This window comes from Streptomyces sp. NPDC018947 (assembly GCF_044390505.1).
GTDB lineage: Bacteria > Actinomycetota > Actinomycetes > Streptomycetales > Streptomycetaceae > Streptomyces.
In genome coordinates this window covers 146,543-160,509 of the sequence record NZ_JBIRZD010000005.1, presented here as the reverse complement: position 1 = coordinate 160,509, position 13,967 = coordinate 146,543, and the positions used below count along the sequence as shown (strand labels likewise).

The following is a 13,967-nucleotide window of genomic DNA, read 5'->3' as shown; positions in this document are numbered from 1 at the left end:
GGTACCTCGCGGGGGCAGAGGCCGATCGGACGGCCTTCGCCCTCACCACGCTTCCGGCACCGACGCACGGCGAACGGCCTCGGTCCGCGAGGAAGTGGCTGGACGGGAGAATGACCCGGGCCGTTTACGCGGCACGCCGCAGCGCGTCCTTGAGTGCCACGTCGAGCGCCTGGTCCGAGGGGGCGGCGATGTCCGGAACGACGCCCACGCCCTCCCAGTTCGTCCCGGTGACCGTGCTGATCGTCCTGGCGGTCGGTACGGTGACCGTGATGTGTTCCGTCACCGGGTGCCGGACGGTCGGGTGCGCACCGCCCCGGGTCGTCTCGCCGACGAGGACCGCCCGCCCGTGCGCCTGCAGGGTGTACGCCACGTCCTCCCCTGCCGAGAACGTGATGGCACTGGTGAGGACGTACACCGGGCGGTCGAGGTAGCGCGGTGCGGGCAGGTGCGAGGCGGTCCAGTACTGACGGGTGGAGTCGGTGGAGCGCTCGTAGATGTCGTTGAGGTGCACCTGGTCGTCGGGGAAGAAATAGCTGCACCACATGGCAGCGCCCTCGGGTGAGCCACCGCGGCACTCGCGTAGATCGAGGATCAGGGCACTGGTGTGGGCGACCAGTTCCATGGCCGCACCGATCATGCCGGCGCCCTCGCCGGCGTCGGCGATCCGCCGGATGTCGAGAAGGCCGATGTTGCCCTCGAGGTGCTCGAAGCGGCGGATGCCCTGGTTCTCGGCCCTCAGCTTCGCGAGGAAGGCCGCTCGGCCTTCGTCCGCGTCAGCCGGGTCCGTGGACTGCGGCTCGTCCAGCCAGAGCAGCCTCAGATGTCTGTCCGGGCAGACCTCCTGCATGTCGGCGGTCACCGCCTCACAGAGCGCGGGGCCGCCCAGCGTGTCGTAGGCGCCGGCGGCGAGTTGTCTGCGAATCGCGCCCTCGATCTCCGCGACCCGTCGGGGGAAGACGTATCCGGACGTGATCCGGTCCAGGGCCAGACTGATGATGTCCGCGTGGGTAGGCATGGTGGAGAAGTGTAAGCTCCGGGCCGCGGCGGACGCCCCGAATAATCGCAGGCAGAGGGCCCATTGACGTCGCCTCAGCGGCTGTGCGCCCTGCAGCGGAACGGCCGGTGGCCCTTCCCCGGCGAGGGGGAAGAGCCACTCGCGTGCGGCTAGGCAAGGAAGCGGCGGGTCAGCTCGCCGGTCTCCTCGGGGCATTCGAGATACAGCATGTGACCCGCGTCGAGTTCCGCCACCGCGAGTCGCTCGCCCAGCGTCGCCCGGCACGCCCGGACGTACTCCCGGGAGACGAAACCGGATCGCCGGGCGGTCACGAGGAGTGTGGGCACGGTGGCGGGTGGAGTGACGGGCGGCCCCGCCATCTCGGAACACGCCGTCACGACGGCCGCGGGCTCGAAGCGCCAGTGCCACCGCCCGTCGCTGCCCCGTACGAGGTGCTCGGCGACCTCCTCTTCCACGGCCGCGGCGGAGGCGGCCGGCCAGGCCGACCTCCGCTCCGCGCGCGCTTGTTCCGGGTCGGAGAAGGAGCCGGAGCCGGAGCCCAGCGCCCGCCGGGCCATGTCGTGCATCTGAGCCGCGGGCAGGCCGACCGAGGGGTCGAGCAGGACGATCCGGCCGACGCGCTCGGGGGCCGCGTGGGCCAGACGCAGCGCGATCAGCCCGCCGTACGAGTGCGCGAGCAGATCCACACGGTCGAGGTGACGGGCGTCCAGCACGGCGAGCATGTCCGCCACATGGGCTTCGGTGTTCCACGGCGGGGCGTGGTCGGAACGCCCATGCCCGCGCAGGTCCGGCGCGATGACCGAGAAGTCGCGCAACGACGTCTCGGCGATGCGCCGCCAGCGAGCGCCGTGCCCCTTGATCCCGTGCAGCGCGAGCAGTGCGGACCCTTCGGCCGCACCGTAGTGACGGACGTACGGCATCGTCACCTGTGTCCGTCTCCTCCGCTGCCGGGTGCTCCGGCCATTCGATCACGGGGTGTGGCGGAGCGGTAGGAGTGGCCGAGTTCCGGGCCGAGGCCGAAGTAGTGCCGGAAGTTGTAGATGAGCGGGCTCCATGCGGCCGGGTCGATGTGATCCGTACCGGGGAGCACTATGCGGGGGTCGGCGTGCACCTTCCGTACGTGGGCCTCGACGATGAGGAACTCACCGGAGGCATCGCGCCGGATGCACTCGGCCCGCGCCTCCAACTGCAGCGGGCATCCGTCCACCCGCGGTGGCCGGACCGTGTGGGACGGACGGCTGGTCAGTCCCGCTGCGCCGAACTTGTCCTTCTCGAAGCGGCAGCCGTCGTGCTTGGTCGGGGGGACCGGATGGCGCCCGGTGAGCGGGGCCAGACGCTCGACCGCCTGCCACTGCCCGGGGGCGGCGATGTTGATCACGAGTTCGGGGCGGGCGGTGAGGTTGTGCGCGGTCTGGCCGTCCGGGCCCAGGCCGAGCACGATCACCTGCCCCAGCGCCCATGCGGAGGAGATCGGCGCGAGGTTGACCGAGGCGTCCGGGTTCTCGGTGCTCAGGAGAACGACAGGAGTGCCGAAATACAGAACGCTCGGCTCTATGGAGACACAGGGGTCGGTGCCGGAGCCGGGCGGGACGAGGGGCTCAACGATCTTCATGACCGCAGCGTAGGGGCGGATCACTTCGGCACCCGCCGAACCGTTCCCGTTCCGTGAGACCCGGGGCAGAGTTGAGGAACGATCGTTCTTGACCGATCGTTCCTCAACTGTGTACGGTCCTTCCATGGGACGACCGAGAGGATTCGACGAGGCCGACGCGGTCCGGTCGGCGGCAAGGCTGTTCGCGAGCCGGACCTACGACGGCACTTCCGTGGACGACCTGGTGTCGCACCTCGGTGTGCACCGCAACAGCCTGTACAAGACGTTCGGCAGTAAACGCGGGCTCTACCTCGCCGCGCTGAAGTGGTCCCTGGACCACGAGGTCGCCGCGTTGGCCGAGCGCGTCGCCGCGGCGGGCGACCGAAGGGAAGAGGCGTACGAGGTTCTCGCCGACGCGGTCACCGGACCCGAACTCGACCTGGTCCTGCTGGCGGCGGCCGAGCGGGCACCGGTGGACGCCGAGGTGGCACGACTGGTCGGCGAGGCGTTCACCGCGCTGGACGAGGCGGTCGGCGAGGCGGACCACACGGCCGGCAAAGGTGACACCCGCGCCGCGCCGGCAGCGGCCACCGCGCTGCTCGTCGGACTACGCGTACGCGCCCGGTCCGGCACGACCGACGAAGGCATCATCCGGGCCGGCGCCGGCCTGGCGCAGCGCCTCGGCCGGCACTGACACTCTCACAGCGAAGGAAAGCACCATGGCACACATCAGCATCGACGACGGCAACCTGATCGTGGAGATCGAGGGGCTCGACAAACTCTGGGCGCTCAAGAGCCGCCTGACCATTCCACTGGCCCACGTGCGCGGCGCCACGGCCGACCCCGGGGTCGTCAAGGAGCCCAAGGGGCTGCGATCACCGGGCACCCACCTCCCGGGCGTCGTGACCGCCGGCACGTTCCACATCGACGGCGAACGGGTCTTCTGGGACGTCCACGACCCGGCCAAGGCGGTGGTCATACAACTGGCCGACGAACGCTACGCCCGCCTTGTGATCGAGGTTGCCGACCCCCGCGCGACCGTGGCACTCATCGAAGACGCCCTGCCCGGCTGACCCGCCCACACGCGGCCGCACGGCAGTTGGCGGCGCACGACAAGGGAACCGTGACCACCCTCGCCGTCGCGGACACCCCGGCGCAGGCCCGGGCGTCCGCACTCCGCTGGACGAACCCGGCGTCGGGGACGACGACGTACTCACCCGGCCGGCCGGACAACCGGCCGCCGGGCTGCCCCTGTCGGCCCACCGACCTGCGGGTGCGTCCGCCCACGAAGCCACTTGGGCGGACGCACCCCAGCCGTCCGGCTCCCCGAGGTGAGGCGAGGGAAGGGTCAGGAGGAGGAGAGGGAGCGAAGTGCCCCCCAGGCGGTCAGCAGAGCCACCGCGAGCACGGCGATGTTGCCGATGCTGTGGGGGTATTCACCTCGGGTGACATGCACGACCGCGCCGCCTGCCATGACGACGGCGAGGCCGGCCGCGGCGGCCGGCGTGAGCACCGGGGCGATGTTCGTGGCGCGGGGAAGGATCAGCCCCACCGCACCGAGGACCTCCAGTGCCCCGATCGCTCTGACCGTCTCGGGACGGAAGTCCACGACCCACGGCATGAGAGGGGTCAGGGCATCCGGGGACATGACCAGCTTCATCCCGCCGGCGGCGGTGAACAGTACGGCGAGGAGGGCCTGGGCGACCCACAGGAGGACGGGCACGACACACTCGTTTCATAAGTGAAGGGGACCCTGCGGTTTACTGCGCCCAAGCTACCAGAAACCGCAGCACCGACTGCACTTGTAGAATCCCGGCCATGGGATCCGAGCAGGGCCGAAGACTGCGCAGGGACGCCGAGGCCAACCGGCAACGCATCATGGCGGCTGCCCGCACCGTGTTCGCCGAGCGCGGACTGGGTGCGCCCCTGGAGGACGTCGCGCGGCAGGCAGAGGTCAACATCGCCACGCTCTACCGGCGTTTCCCGGAACGGGAAGCCCTGATCGAGGCGGTGCTGACCGACCGCATGACCGACCTGGCCCGCCTCGCCGAGGAAGCGGTGCTCGACCCCGACCCCTGGGAAGGCTTCAAGGGCTTCGTCGAGCGCATCTGCGCCATGCAGGCCGCCGACCGCGCCGTCACCGAGGCCTTCACCGCCTGCTTTCCCGACTCACCGGCCATGGAAGAGCCGCGTTCCCGCGCCATACAAGCCCTTGACGCCCTGATCCGCCGCGCACAGCAACAGCACCGCCTGCGCCCCGAGATCACCAGCAGCGACGTCATCCTGTTCCTGATGGCCAACACCGGCGTTCTCTCCTCCACCCGCCAGGCCGCCCCCGGCGCCTGGCAGCGCCTGGTCGCCCTGCTGCTCGACTCCTGCCGCCCCGACGTGCCCGCGTCGCCGCTGCCGCCCGTTCCCGGTCCCGAGGAGCTGCACGACGCGATGCTCGCGGCACGGCCGCGTCGCTGATCGAAGCCCCCACGAGCACAGGCGCCGCCACCCGGCCGGATCGCCGCCCGGGACGTGCCGCCCGACCCGGCCGCCGTGGCCGGAATCCGCGGTGCTCTGTCCGCCGCGCTCGAGGAGTGGAAGCTGTCCGAGCCGGCTCTCGGCAGGGAACCCGTGCTGAGCGAGCTCGTCACCGACGCCATCCGGTACGGACTCCCACCGCCTGACGCCGCGTCGCACGAGGTGCTCGGCGACCTCCCTGTGACGCCCGGGCGCCCCGCGTGTGTGGGCCGGAGCCGGTGAAACGCTGCGCCCGATGGCCGGCTACCGGTGGTGCGGGCGGTGGGGTGGTGGCGGGATGGTGTCCGTGCCGGGTGTGTCCTCCGGCCAGATGAGCAGGACGGGGCAGGGGGCGTGATCGACGACGAAGCGGCCGGCGGGGCCGAGACTGCGTGGCCCCAGGCGGGAGCGGTCACCGTCACGGGCGACGATGAGCAGGTCGGCACCTTCGGCGGCGGCCACGACTTCCCGCTCGACGCGGCCGTGACGCTCGATGCGGGTGCACGGGCGTCCCAGCCGCTGCGCCGCGGCACCCAGGAGGTGTTCGCCGGCCGCGGCGGCGAGGTGTTCCACCGCTGTGCCGGGGTCGCGCCGGGGGTGCGCGCGGCCCAGCAGTCCGGCGTAGGCGCCGTGGGCGGCGCCGGCCACATCCGACCCGGCGACGTGCAGGAGCACGATGTCGGTGTCCTCGGGTGCGTGGGTCCGGACCGCGTCGACGCACGCGGTCCAGGTGCCTTCGACGATCCAGGCGACGACGGTCACGGGTTCAGCCTCCGATCACGTGGAGCGAGGCCCACAGTGCCACCACCGCGAGCAGCAAGGAGGTGGGCACGGCGAGGGCCCCGAGCCGGGTGAACTCACCCAGTTCCACGTCGCTGTCGTGTTCGCGCACGATGCGCCGCCACAGCAGCGTGGCAAGGGAGCCGGCGTAGGTGAGGTTGGGGCCGATGTTCACCCCGAGCAGTACCGCCAGGACGGCGCCGGGCCCGGTGGGGGCGGTCAGCGGCAGCAGCACCAGGACGGCGGGCAGGTTGTTGATGACGTTGGCCAGTACGGCGGCCAGGGCCGCGATGCCCAGCAGTGCGGGCAGGCCGGTGCTGTCGGGCACGATGTGGCCGAGCGCGTCGGCGAGGCCGTTGTCGACGACCGCGCGGACCACGATGCCCAGGGCCAGGACGAACGCGCAGAACGGCAGGGCCGCGGCGCGCACGATGGCGGCGGGGGTGGTGCGGCGCCGGACGAGGGCACGTCCGGCCAGCACGGCCGCGCCTGCCGCCGCTGCCCACGCCGGGTTGATCCCGGACGCGGAGGTCACCACGAAGCCGACCAGGGTGCAGGCCACCGTTGCCAGGGCGAACGCCGGCACCTCGCGCGGCTCGGGTGTGGGCGGGGCCTGAGCCCCCGCGTGCAGGTCGGTCGCGAAGAATCGGCGGATGACCACGTACTCGGCGCCGATGGCCACCAGCCAGGGCAGTGCCATCAGGGCGGCGAAGCGGGTGAAGCTGAGTCCGCTGGCCGCGAACGCCAGCAGATTGGTGAGGTTGGAGACCGGCAGCAGCAGCGACGCGGTGTTCGACAGGTGGGTGCAGGCGTACACATGGGGCTTGGCACGGGCGCCGAGCCGAGCCGCCGTGGCGAAGACCACCGGCGTCAGCAGGACCACCGTGGCATCCAGGCTCAGCACCGCCGTGATCAGCGAGGCGGCCGTGAACACCATGACCAGCAGCCGCTGCGAGCTGCCCGCGGCCCTGCGGGCCATCCAGGCGCCGCAGGCGTGGAACAGGCCCTCGTGGTCGCACAGTTGGGCCAGGACCAGGACCGCGGCCAGGAAGCCGATGACCGGTCCGAGCCGGGCGGCCTCGGACGCCGTGTGGGGCAGGGAGATCGCGCCGACGGCGACGACGACCCCGGCGGCGGGGACCGCCACGACGGCCTCCGGCCAGCCCCACGGGCGGACCACCGCGCAGGCGAGGACTGCCACGAGGAGGACGACGGAGAGGGCCTCCGCGAACGGGGCGCTCAGGGCCGGTGCCCGTCTGGGCCGGAACCGCGATCCGGTCTGCGTCGCTGCCGGTCGTGCTCGTTGTCGGGCAGGCCCGCGTTCTTCGTACGCTGCGGCGGCAGCGGGATCATTCGCCTGTTCCTTCCCTGTGATCCTGGCCGGCCGGCAGTGGCGTGACCTCGTCGCACGTCCCGGTCGAGCCCCTGCCGGTGCGGGCGGTCCCTCGGCTCGGCGTCGATACCGCTCCCGGCCCGGTCACGCGTCGGTACCTCCCTGAGCCGCCGGTGCCCCGCAGCGTGTTCAGCATCGATGCATTTCCACCCGGACTCGGTGAACGGTTGCCGGAGGCGGACACAATCATCCGATCGGGCGAGTGCTGGAAAACCGATGCCTCATCCGTCGGGGCGCGGGGATGTCCGTGGCCCGGTACGCCACGACGAAGGCACCGACGAGGAGGAGCACCAGCGTGACGAACGCGGTCGGTGCACGACGCAGGCGGCGGTACCCGGGTGCGGCGGGCGCCCGTCGCCGGTTCGAGCTGCCGCCGGCTCCGGCGTGTCACCCGTACGGGACGCTGTGGCGCCCCTTCGAAGGGGTGGACGTCGAGTCCGGGCCGGAGGCTGCCGAACACGTGCGCGCAGCCGCGCTGCCCCGCGCGGTCACCGGGCGGACTTCCTGCTCGCGATCACCACGCCCGCGGCGTCGCACCGTGACTCCTCGCACGGCATGGTCGTCGGGCAGGGTTCTCGGTGTCTTCACCGTGTCGGGGAGCTTCGTCGCGGTGAACCGGGCCCCCGTCCCGGGCTGCCCGCCAGGGTGAGGATCACGCCGTCGACGTCACCGTGCGACGTCTCGATCTCCACCCGTGCCGCTTCGCCCCTGCCACGGTAGGTGCCGAACGCGAACCGTTGGCCGTCCCGGCCGGCCGTTCGCCACTCAACGTCCGGCCGGTCCTTTGCGATGGCGCCGTCCATGGCGCTCCGGAACCGGGCGGGGCCGTGCGACCCCGTCCAGTGCATGCCGTCCGACGTCAGCCAGATCTTCACACCCGGGGTGCGACACCGACCCGTTCCCCGGGCGTAACCACCCGCACCTTCCCGTGGTCACGGAGGGGACCGCGGAGGCGGACGTCGCGGGTGTGCCGGCCGGCCCCCGAAGGCCGACGCCCTGCAGTGCCACGGCGGCCGGCGGGACGAGCAACAGTCCGCACCCGGCAGCGAGTACGGCCGCCCGCCGGCTTGGCCTGTTGACACCTGTCCGGTATCAGAGGGGCGGGATCGAGCGTTCTCGGCTTCGAGCGTCAAGAATCTCCGAACGCCCCTCAGAAGGCGTCGCCGACGCAGGCACCTCAGGGGTGAGGGAAACAGGTCGAGCAACCCACCTGGACAACAAAGGCGCAGGTCAGGAGCGCTTGCCCGCAGGCTCCAAAATCGCCACGCACTCCACGTGATGCGTCATCGGGAACAGGTCGAACACCCGCAGCATCCGCACCCGGTACCCCCCGTCCCGGAAGTACGCCAGGTCGCGGGCCAGCGCGGCCGGGTCGCAGGCCACGTAGGCGATCCTCCGTGCGCCCAGCGACGTCAGGTGCTCGACCGTCTTGCGGCCCGCGCCCGCGCGCGGCGGGTCGAGGACGATGAGGTCGACCTCGGAGATCCCCGTGCGCGGGAGGACGGACTCGACCTTGCCCTGCTCGATGCGGACGCGGTCGAAGCCGGCGAGGTTGTGCCGGGCGTCCTCCACCGCGCGCTTGCCGGACTCGATGCCGAGGACCGCGCCCGTGTCGCCGACGCGGTCGGCCAGGGCGCCGGCGAAGAGGCCGACGCCGCAGTACAGGTCGAGGGCCATCTCGCCCTTGCGGGGCAGCAGGCCCTGCATGACCGCCGTCACCAGGGTGTCGGCCGCCTTCGGGTGGACCTGCCAGAAGCCGCCGCTGCCGACGCGGTAGGTGCGGCCGTCCGCGCGCTCACGGACGAAGGGGCGGCCGTGGACGCGGTGGACGCCGCCGTCCTTCTCGCCGACGCGCATGACGGAGACCGGCCGGTCCAGTTCGACGATGGGCAGGCGGGCGCCCGGCTTCGGGGTGAGGATCACCTGCCGGTCCTGCGAACCGGTCGCCGCGATCGCCTCGACGGACTCCATGCCCGCCCAGTCCCGCCGCTCGATGCCCAGCTCGCTGACACCCTCCGCGGCGATCATGCAGTGGTCGATCGGCTGCACCTCGTGCGAGCGGTGCTTGCGCAGTCCCGCCCGGCCCTCCGCGTCCACGGCGTACTGCACGCGCGTGCGCCACGACGGGACCTGCCCGGCGGGCAGCTTGTCGCCCTCGGCCGGCATCACCGTGCCGTCCCAGCCGGCCTCCTCCGGGGTGAGCCCCGCGAGGCGCTTGAGCTGCTCGGCGACGACCTCGCCCTTCAGCCGGCGCTGGGCACCGGGCTTCGCGTGCTGCCAGTCGCAGCCGCCGCAGCGGCCCGGCCCCGCGAAGGGGCACGGCGCCTCGACGCGGTCCTTGGACGCGTCCAGGATCTCGACCGCGTCCGCGCGCAGGAACCGAGCGCCCTCCTCACCCTCCGTCACCCGGGCCACGACCCGCTCGCCGGGCAGCGCGTGCCGGACGAACAGCACCTGCCCCTCGGACGTGCGGGCGATGCAGTGGCCGCCGTGGGCGACGGGGCCGATCTCGACCTCGTACTCCTGACCCACCAGCGACGTCTTCGGTTCTGCCTGCATGGCGGGGTGACTCCTGGAACGGGACGACAAAGGACAACAGCCTGCCAGTCTACGTGGACGGCGAGGACTCCTTCGACCGGTCGGTCTGCGCCGGACCGCGCCGGACCGCGCCGGGCGCGTTCCACTCCTGGCGCCTGCGGGCCCGCCGCTTGGCGGCCTCGGAGGACTGGAGCTGGTAGGGGACGGAGGTGACCATGACGCCGGGGGTGAACAGGAGCCGGCCCTTGAGGCGCAGGGCGCTCTGGTTGTGCAGCAGGTGCTCGTACCAGTGGCCGACCACGTACTCGGGGATGATCACGGAGACCGCGTCGCGCGGCGACTCCTTGCGCAGGCTCTTGACGTACTCGATGACCGGCCGCGTGATCTCGCGGTACGGCGAGTCCAGCACCTTCAGCGGTACGTCGATGCCGCGCCGTTCCCACTCCTCGCGCAGCGCCTTGGTCTCCTCCGGGTCCACGTTGACGCTGAGCGCCTCCAGGGAGTCCGAGCGCAGCAGCTTGGCGTAGGCGAGGGCGCGCAGCGTCGGGCGGTGGATCTTGGAGATCAGTACGACGGAGTGCACGCGCGAGGGGCGCACCATGTCGTCGGCGGGCGGCTGCCCGAGGTCCTCGGGGGCCGCGATCTCCTCGGCTACGCGGTCGTAGTGCTTGCGGATCGCGGTCATCGTGGCGAAGAAGATGCACATGCCGAGCAGGGCGACCCACGCGCCGTGGGTGAACTTGGTGGCGAGGACCACGACCAGGACGAGTCCGGTGAAGAAGGCGCCGAACGCGTTGATGGCCCGCGAGCGGATCATGTGGCGGCGCTTCGCCTGGTCCTTCTCCGTCGCCAGGTGGCGGTTCCAGTGCCGGACCATGCCGATCTGGCTGAGCGTGAAGGAGACGAACACGCCGACGATGTAGAGCTGGATCAGGCGGGTGGAGTCGGCGCCGTAGATGACGACGAGGAGCATGGCCGCGCCGGCCAGGAGCACGATGCCGTTGGAGAAGGCCAGCCGGTCGCCGCGGGTGTGCAGCTGACGCGGCAGGTAGCGGTCCTGCGCGAGGATCGAGCCGAGCAGCGGGAAGCCGTTGTACGCCGTGTTGGCGGCGAGGAAGAGGACCAGCGCGGTGGCGGCGGCCAGCACGATGAACAGGAAGCTGCCCTCGCCGAAGACGGCCTCGGCGACCTGGGAGATCACCGGGTGCTGGACGTAGTCCGCGCCGACCGCCATGCCGTTGTGGAAGAGGTCGGTGGCCGGATTCTCCGCCATGCGGACGTCGGTGGCGGCGGCCAGCGCGATGATGCCGCAGAACATGGTGACGGCGAGCAGGCCCATCATCGCGAGCGTGTTGCCCGCGTTCTTCGACTTGGGCTTGCGGAAGGCCGGGACGCCGTTGGAGATGGCCTCGACGCCGGTGAGCGCGGCACAGCCGGAGGAGAAGGCCCGCAGCAGCAGGAAGACCAGCGCGAAGCCGGCCAGGCCCTGGTGCTCCGGCTTGATCTCGTAGTCGGCGGTGGGGGCCCGCATGACGTCGCCGAGCACGAGCCCGCGGAACGCACCCCAGGCGATCATGAGGAAGACGCCCGTGACGAAGACGTACGTCGGGATCGCGAACAGGGTGCCCGACTCCTTGACCCCGCGCAGGTTCATCAAGGTCAGCAGCAGGATCACGGCGACCGCGCACAGGACCTTGTGCTCGACCACGAAGGGGACCGCCGAGCCGAGGTTCTCGATGCCGGAGGAGATGGACACGGCGACGGTCAGGACGTAGTCGACCAGCAGCGCGCTGGCCACCGTCAGCCCGGCCTTGGGCCCGAGGTTGGTGTTCGCCACCTCGTAGTCGCCGCCGCCGCTCGGGTAGGCGTGCACGTTCTGCCGGTAGGAAGCGACCACGGTGAACATCAGCACGACGACCGCGACGGCGATCCAGGGGCTGAAGTGGTACGCCGACACGCCCGCGATGGACAGGACCAGCAGCACCTCGCCGGGGGCGTAGGCCACGGAGGACAGCGGGTCGGAGGCGAAGACGGGGAGGGCGATGCGCTTCGGCAGGAGCGTCTCGCCCAGCCGGTCACTGCGCAGTGCGCGCCCGATCAGGATCCGTTTGGGCACGTCGGTCAGTTTGGACACAACAGAGGATCGTAAGCGTTCGAACGGGCGCCCGCCCACCCGCCACCCCCGATCCGGCGGCCCTCTGCCCTACGGGTGAATTGGACGGGTGGTGCGGCTGCGGATTCCGCAGGTTGCGGCGTTCCCGTGCCTATATGACAAACCACCGTCCACTTCCCCGTGGTTGCGCCCCTCTGGAGGTTCCATGCACCTGAGCGCAGAGCTTGTCGGCGGCGGCGCTACGCTCGTCGGCCTCGGATTCCTGTTTCTTGCCAGCGTCCGCAGCATCGGCCGCCGGGGGTCGTCCGCCGGGGGCTGAATCGGGGTGCCGCGACTTCCCGGGGCAGGCCGATACGTTGGGCCGGAGGCGGGGAACGCGTCCCGCGGGGCCCCTGACCGACCCGGGACAGCCCCTAGGGACGTCACCGGCGGCGGGCACCGGCATGATGTTCCCCTGCGGCCCGCACACTGGCCGCGACTTGTCGCCAGGCGAGCCGAAAGAGAGACATGAGCACGACATCCACTAAGGTGGCAGTGCCCGTAGGAAGCGCGGTGTGACGCGATGCATATTGTCATCATGGGCTGCGGGCGTGTGGGTTCCGCCCTGGCCCAGACCCTGGAGCAGCAGGGGCACACGGTCGCCGTGATCGACCAGGACCCGACCGCCTTCCGCCGCCTGGGCTCCGCGTTCGGCGGCCGCCGGGTCACCGGCGTCGGCTTCGACCAGGACACCCTGCGCGAGGCGGGCATCGAGGACGCCGGCGCCTTCGCCGCCGTCTCCAGCGGTGACAACTCGAACATCATCGCCGCCCGCGTGGCCCGCGAGATGTTCGGCGTGGAGAACGTCGCCGCCCGTATCTACGACCCCCGCCGCGCCGAGGTCTACCAGCGCCTGGGCATCCCCACGGTCGCCACCGTCCGCTGGACGGCCGACCAGATGCTGCGCCGGCTGCTGCCCTCGGGCGCCGAGCCGCTGTGGCGCGACCCCACCGGGGGCGTCCAGCTCGCCGAGGTGCACACCTCGGCGTCGTGGGTCGGTCACAAGATCAGCCGGCTCCAGGAGGAGACCGGGGTGCGGGTGGCCTTCCTCACCCGTCTCGGGGAGGCGATCCTGCCCAGCTCGCAGACGGTGCTGCAGGAGGGCGACCTGGTGCACGTGATGATGCGCACCGACGAGGTCGACAAGGTCGAGGCGGCGTTCGCCAAGGGTCCCGAAGAGGAGGGCGGTCACTGATGAGGGTCGCCATTGCCGGAGCCGGCGCGGTCGGCCGTTCGATCGCGGGCGAGCTGCTGGAGAACGGTCACGAGATCCTGCTCATCGACAAGGCGCCGACCGCGATCTCGGTCGAGCGCGTGCCGATGGCGGAGTGGCTGCTCGCCGACGCGTGCGAGATCACGTCGCTGGACGAGGCGGCGCTGCAGCGCTGCAACGTCGTCATCGCCGCGACGGGCGACGACAAGGTCAACCTGGTCGTGTCCCTGCTGGCCAAGACGGAGTACGGCGTTCCGCGCGTCGTCGCCCGGGTGAACAACCCGAAGAACGAGTGGCTCTTCAACGAGTCGTGGGGCGTGGACGTCGCCGTCTCCACGCCGCGTCTGATGTCGGCCCTGGTCGAGGAGGCGGTGAGCGTCGGCGACCTGGTCCGGCTGCTGCGCTTCAGCCACGGCGACGCCAACCTCGTCGAGCTGACGCTGCCGGAGGAGTCGGCCCTGGCCGGCACCCAGGTCGGGGACGTGCGGTGGCCGGAGGACACGTCGCTGGTCACGATCATCCGCGGCACCCGGGTGCTGACCCCGTCACAGGAGGACTCCCTGGAGGCGGGCGACGAGCTGCTGTTCGTGGCCGCGCAGGCCCGCGAGGAGCAGCTCGAGGACCTGCTGTCGGCCCGGCGGAGCGACGCCGGCGCCTGACGGCCGCCACACGGTACGACGGTGGGGGGGGGCCCGGGCCCCCCCCCCCCCCCCCCCCCCAGCCCCCCCCCCCCCCCCCCCCCCCCCCCCCCCCCCCCCCCCCCCCCCCCCCCCCCAC

At 71.7% G+C, this 13,967-nt stretch carries 13 protein-coding genes; 5 read left to right on the top strand and 8 right to left on the bottom strand.

The features are described 5' to 3' along the window. Positions 1-124 precede the first annotated feature (124 nt). From ACH499_RS12625 to ACH499_RS12615, 3 genes are all read right to left on the bottom strand, one after another. Complete coding sequence (locus tag ACH499_RS12625) at positions 125-1,015, bottom strand: S41 family peptidase (protein WP_399015341.1); 891 nt, start codon at positions 1,013-1,015, stop codon at positions 125-127. A 149-nt stretch (positions 1,016-1,164) separates the two neighbouring features. After that, positions 1,165-1,935 (bottom strand): alpha/beta fold hydrolase, encoded by a 771-nt coding sequence (locus tag ACH499_RS12620; RefSeq protein WP_399015514.1) that lies wholly within the window; start codon positions 1,933-1,935, stop codon positions 1,165-1,167. A gap of 2 nt (positions 1,936-1,937) precedes the next feature. After that, positions 1,938-2,627 (bottom strand): flavin reductase family protein, encoded by a 690-nt coding sequence (locus ACH499_RS12615; RefSeq protein WP_399015339.1) that lies wholly within the window; start codon positions 2,625-2,627, stop codon positions 1,938-1,940. Positions 2,628-2,751: 124 nt separating this feature from the next. On the opposite strand from ACH499_RS12615, the gene ACH499_RS12610 reads away from it, so the two are divergent. Both ACH499_RS12610 and ACH499_RS12605 read left to right on the top strand, forming a co-directional pair. Next, the gene (locus tag ACH499_RS12610) at positions 2,752-3,300 is read left to right on the top strand and encodes a TetR/AcrR family transcriptional regulator (RefSeq protein WP_399015337.1); all 549 of its coding nucleotides are present in this window, start codon (positions 2,752-2,754) and stop codon (positions 3,298-3,300) included. 25 nt (positions 3,301-3,325) lie between these two features. Further along, positions 3,326-3,679 carry a hypothetical protein gene (locus ACH499_RS12605; protein ID WP_399015335.1) on the top strand — a complete coding sequence of 118 codons (354 nt, stop codon included), beginning with the start codon at positions 3,326-3,328 and terminating at the stop codon, positions 3,677-3,679. Positions 3,680-3,954: 275 nt separating this feature from the next. On the opposite strand, the gene ACH499_RS12600 is transcribed toward ACH499_RS12605, so the two are convergent. Beyond that, positions 3,955-4,329: a DoxX family protein gene (locus ACH499_RS12600; RefSeq protein ID WP_399015333.1), complete on the bottom strand. Its 375-nt coding sequence runs from the start codon at positions 4,327-4,329 to the stop codon at positions 3,955-3,957. Positions 4,330-4,424: 95 nt separating this feature from the next. Between ACH499_RS12600 and ACH499_RS12595 the strand changes: the two genes are divergently transcribed. Further along, the gene (locus tag ACH499_RS12595) at positions 4,425-5,075 is read left to right on the top strand and encodes a TetR/AcrR family transcriptional regulator (protein WP_399015332.1); all 651 of its coding nucleotides are present in this window, start codon (positions 4,425-4,427) and stop codon (positions 5,073-5,075) included. A 303-nt stretch (positions 5,076-5,378) separates the two neighbouring features. Here the strand turns inward: ACH499_RS12595 and ACH499_RS12590 are convergent, their stop codons facing one another. The 4 genes from ACH499_RS12590 to ACH499_RS12575 all read right to left on the bottom strand — a co-directional run bounded on the left by ACH499_RS12590 (position 5,379) and on the right by ACH499_RS12575 (position 11,959). Beyond that, complete coding sequence (locus tag ACH499_RS12590; RefSeq protein WP_399015330.1) at positions 5,379-5,876, bottom strand: universal stress protein; 498 nt, start codon at positions 5,874-5,876, stop codon at positions 5,379-5,381. 4 nt (positions 5,877-5,880) lie between these two features. After that, positions 5,881-7,137, bottom strand: a complete 1,257-nt coding sequence (locus ACH499_RS12585; protein WP_399015513.1) for an SLC13 family permease — start codon at positions 7,135-7,137, stop codon at positions 5,881-5,883. A 1,380-nt stretch (positions 7,138-8,517) separates the two neighbouring features. Continuing rightward, a complete protein-coding gene (locus tag ACH499_RS12580; RefSeq protein ID WP_399015328.1) occupies positions 8,518-9,846 on the bottom strand; it encodes a class I SAM-dependent RNA methyltransferase in 1,329 nt (442 codons plus the stop codon). Positions 9,847-9,895: 49 nt separating this feature from the next. After that, positions 9,896-11,959 carry an APC family permease gene (locus ACH499_RS12575; RefSeq protein ID WP_399015326.1) on the bottom strand — a complete coding sequence of 688 codons (2,064 nt, stop codon included), beginning with the start codon at positions 11,957-11,959 and terminating at the stop codon, positions 9,896-9,898. A gap of 541 nt (positions 11,960-12,500) precedes the next feature. On the opposite strand from ACH499_RS12575, the gene ACH499_RS12570 reads away from it, so the two are divergent. Further along, positions 12,501-13,172 carry a TrkA family potassium uptake protein gene (locus ACH499_RS12570; protein WP_356207240.1) on the top strand — a complete coding sequence of 224 codons (672 nt, stop codon included), beginning with the start codon at positions 12,501-12,503 and terminating at the stop codon, positions 13,170-13,172. Next, positions 13,172-13,849 (top strand): TrkA family potassium uptake protein, encoded by a 678-nt coding sequence (locus ACH499_RS12565; RefSeq protein WP_356207238.1) that lies wholly within the window; start codon positions 13,172-13,174, stop codon positions 13,847-13,849. Before ACH499_RS12570 ends, ACH499_RS12565 begins: the two co-directional genes overlap by 1 nt. Positions 13,850-13,967 lie beyond the last annotated feature (118 nt).

Excerpts from the sequence above, each read along its gene's own strand:
- ACH499_RS12610 (WP_399015337.1), top strand. The coding sequence starts at position 2,752 with ATGGGACGACCGAGAGGATTCGACGAGGCCGACGCGGTCCGGTCGGCG.
- ACH499_RS12605 (WP_399015335.1), top strand. The coding sequence starts at position 3,326 with ATGGCACACATCAGCATCGACGACGGCAACCTGATCGTGGAGATCGAG.
- ACH499_RS12565 (WP_356207238.1), top strand. The coding sequence starts at position 13,172 with ATGAGGGTCGCCATTGCCGGAGCCGGCGCGGTCGGCCGTTCGATCGCG.
- ACH499_RS12580 (WP_399015328.1), bottom strand. The coding sequence starts at position 9,846 with ATGCAGGCAGAACCGAAGACGTCGCTGGTGGGTCAGGAGTACGAGGTC.
- ACH499_RS12570 (WP_356207240.1), top strand. The coding sequence starts at position 12,501 with ATGCATATTGTCATCATGGGCTGCGGGCGTGTGGGTTCCGCCCTGGCC.
- ACH499_RS12595 (WP_399015332.1), top strand. The coding sequence starts at position 4,425 with ATGGGATCCGAGCAGGGCCGAAGACTGCGCAGGGACGCCGAGGCCAAC.
- ACH499_RS12620 (WP_399015514.1), bottom strand. The coding sequence starts at position 1,935 with ATGCCGTACGTCCGTCACTACGGTGCGGCCGAAGGGTCCGCACTGCTC.
- ACH499_RS12615 (WP_399015339.1), bottom strand. The coding sequence starts at position 2,627 with ATGAAGATCGTTGAGCCCCTCGTCCCGCCCGGCTCCGGCACCGACCCC.
- ACH499_RS12625 (WP_399015341.1), bottom strand. The coding sequence starts at position 1,015 with ATGCCTACCCACGCGGACATCATCAGTCTGGCCCTGGACCGGATCACG.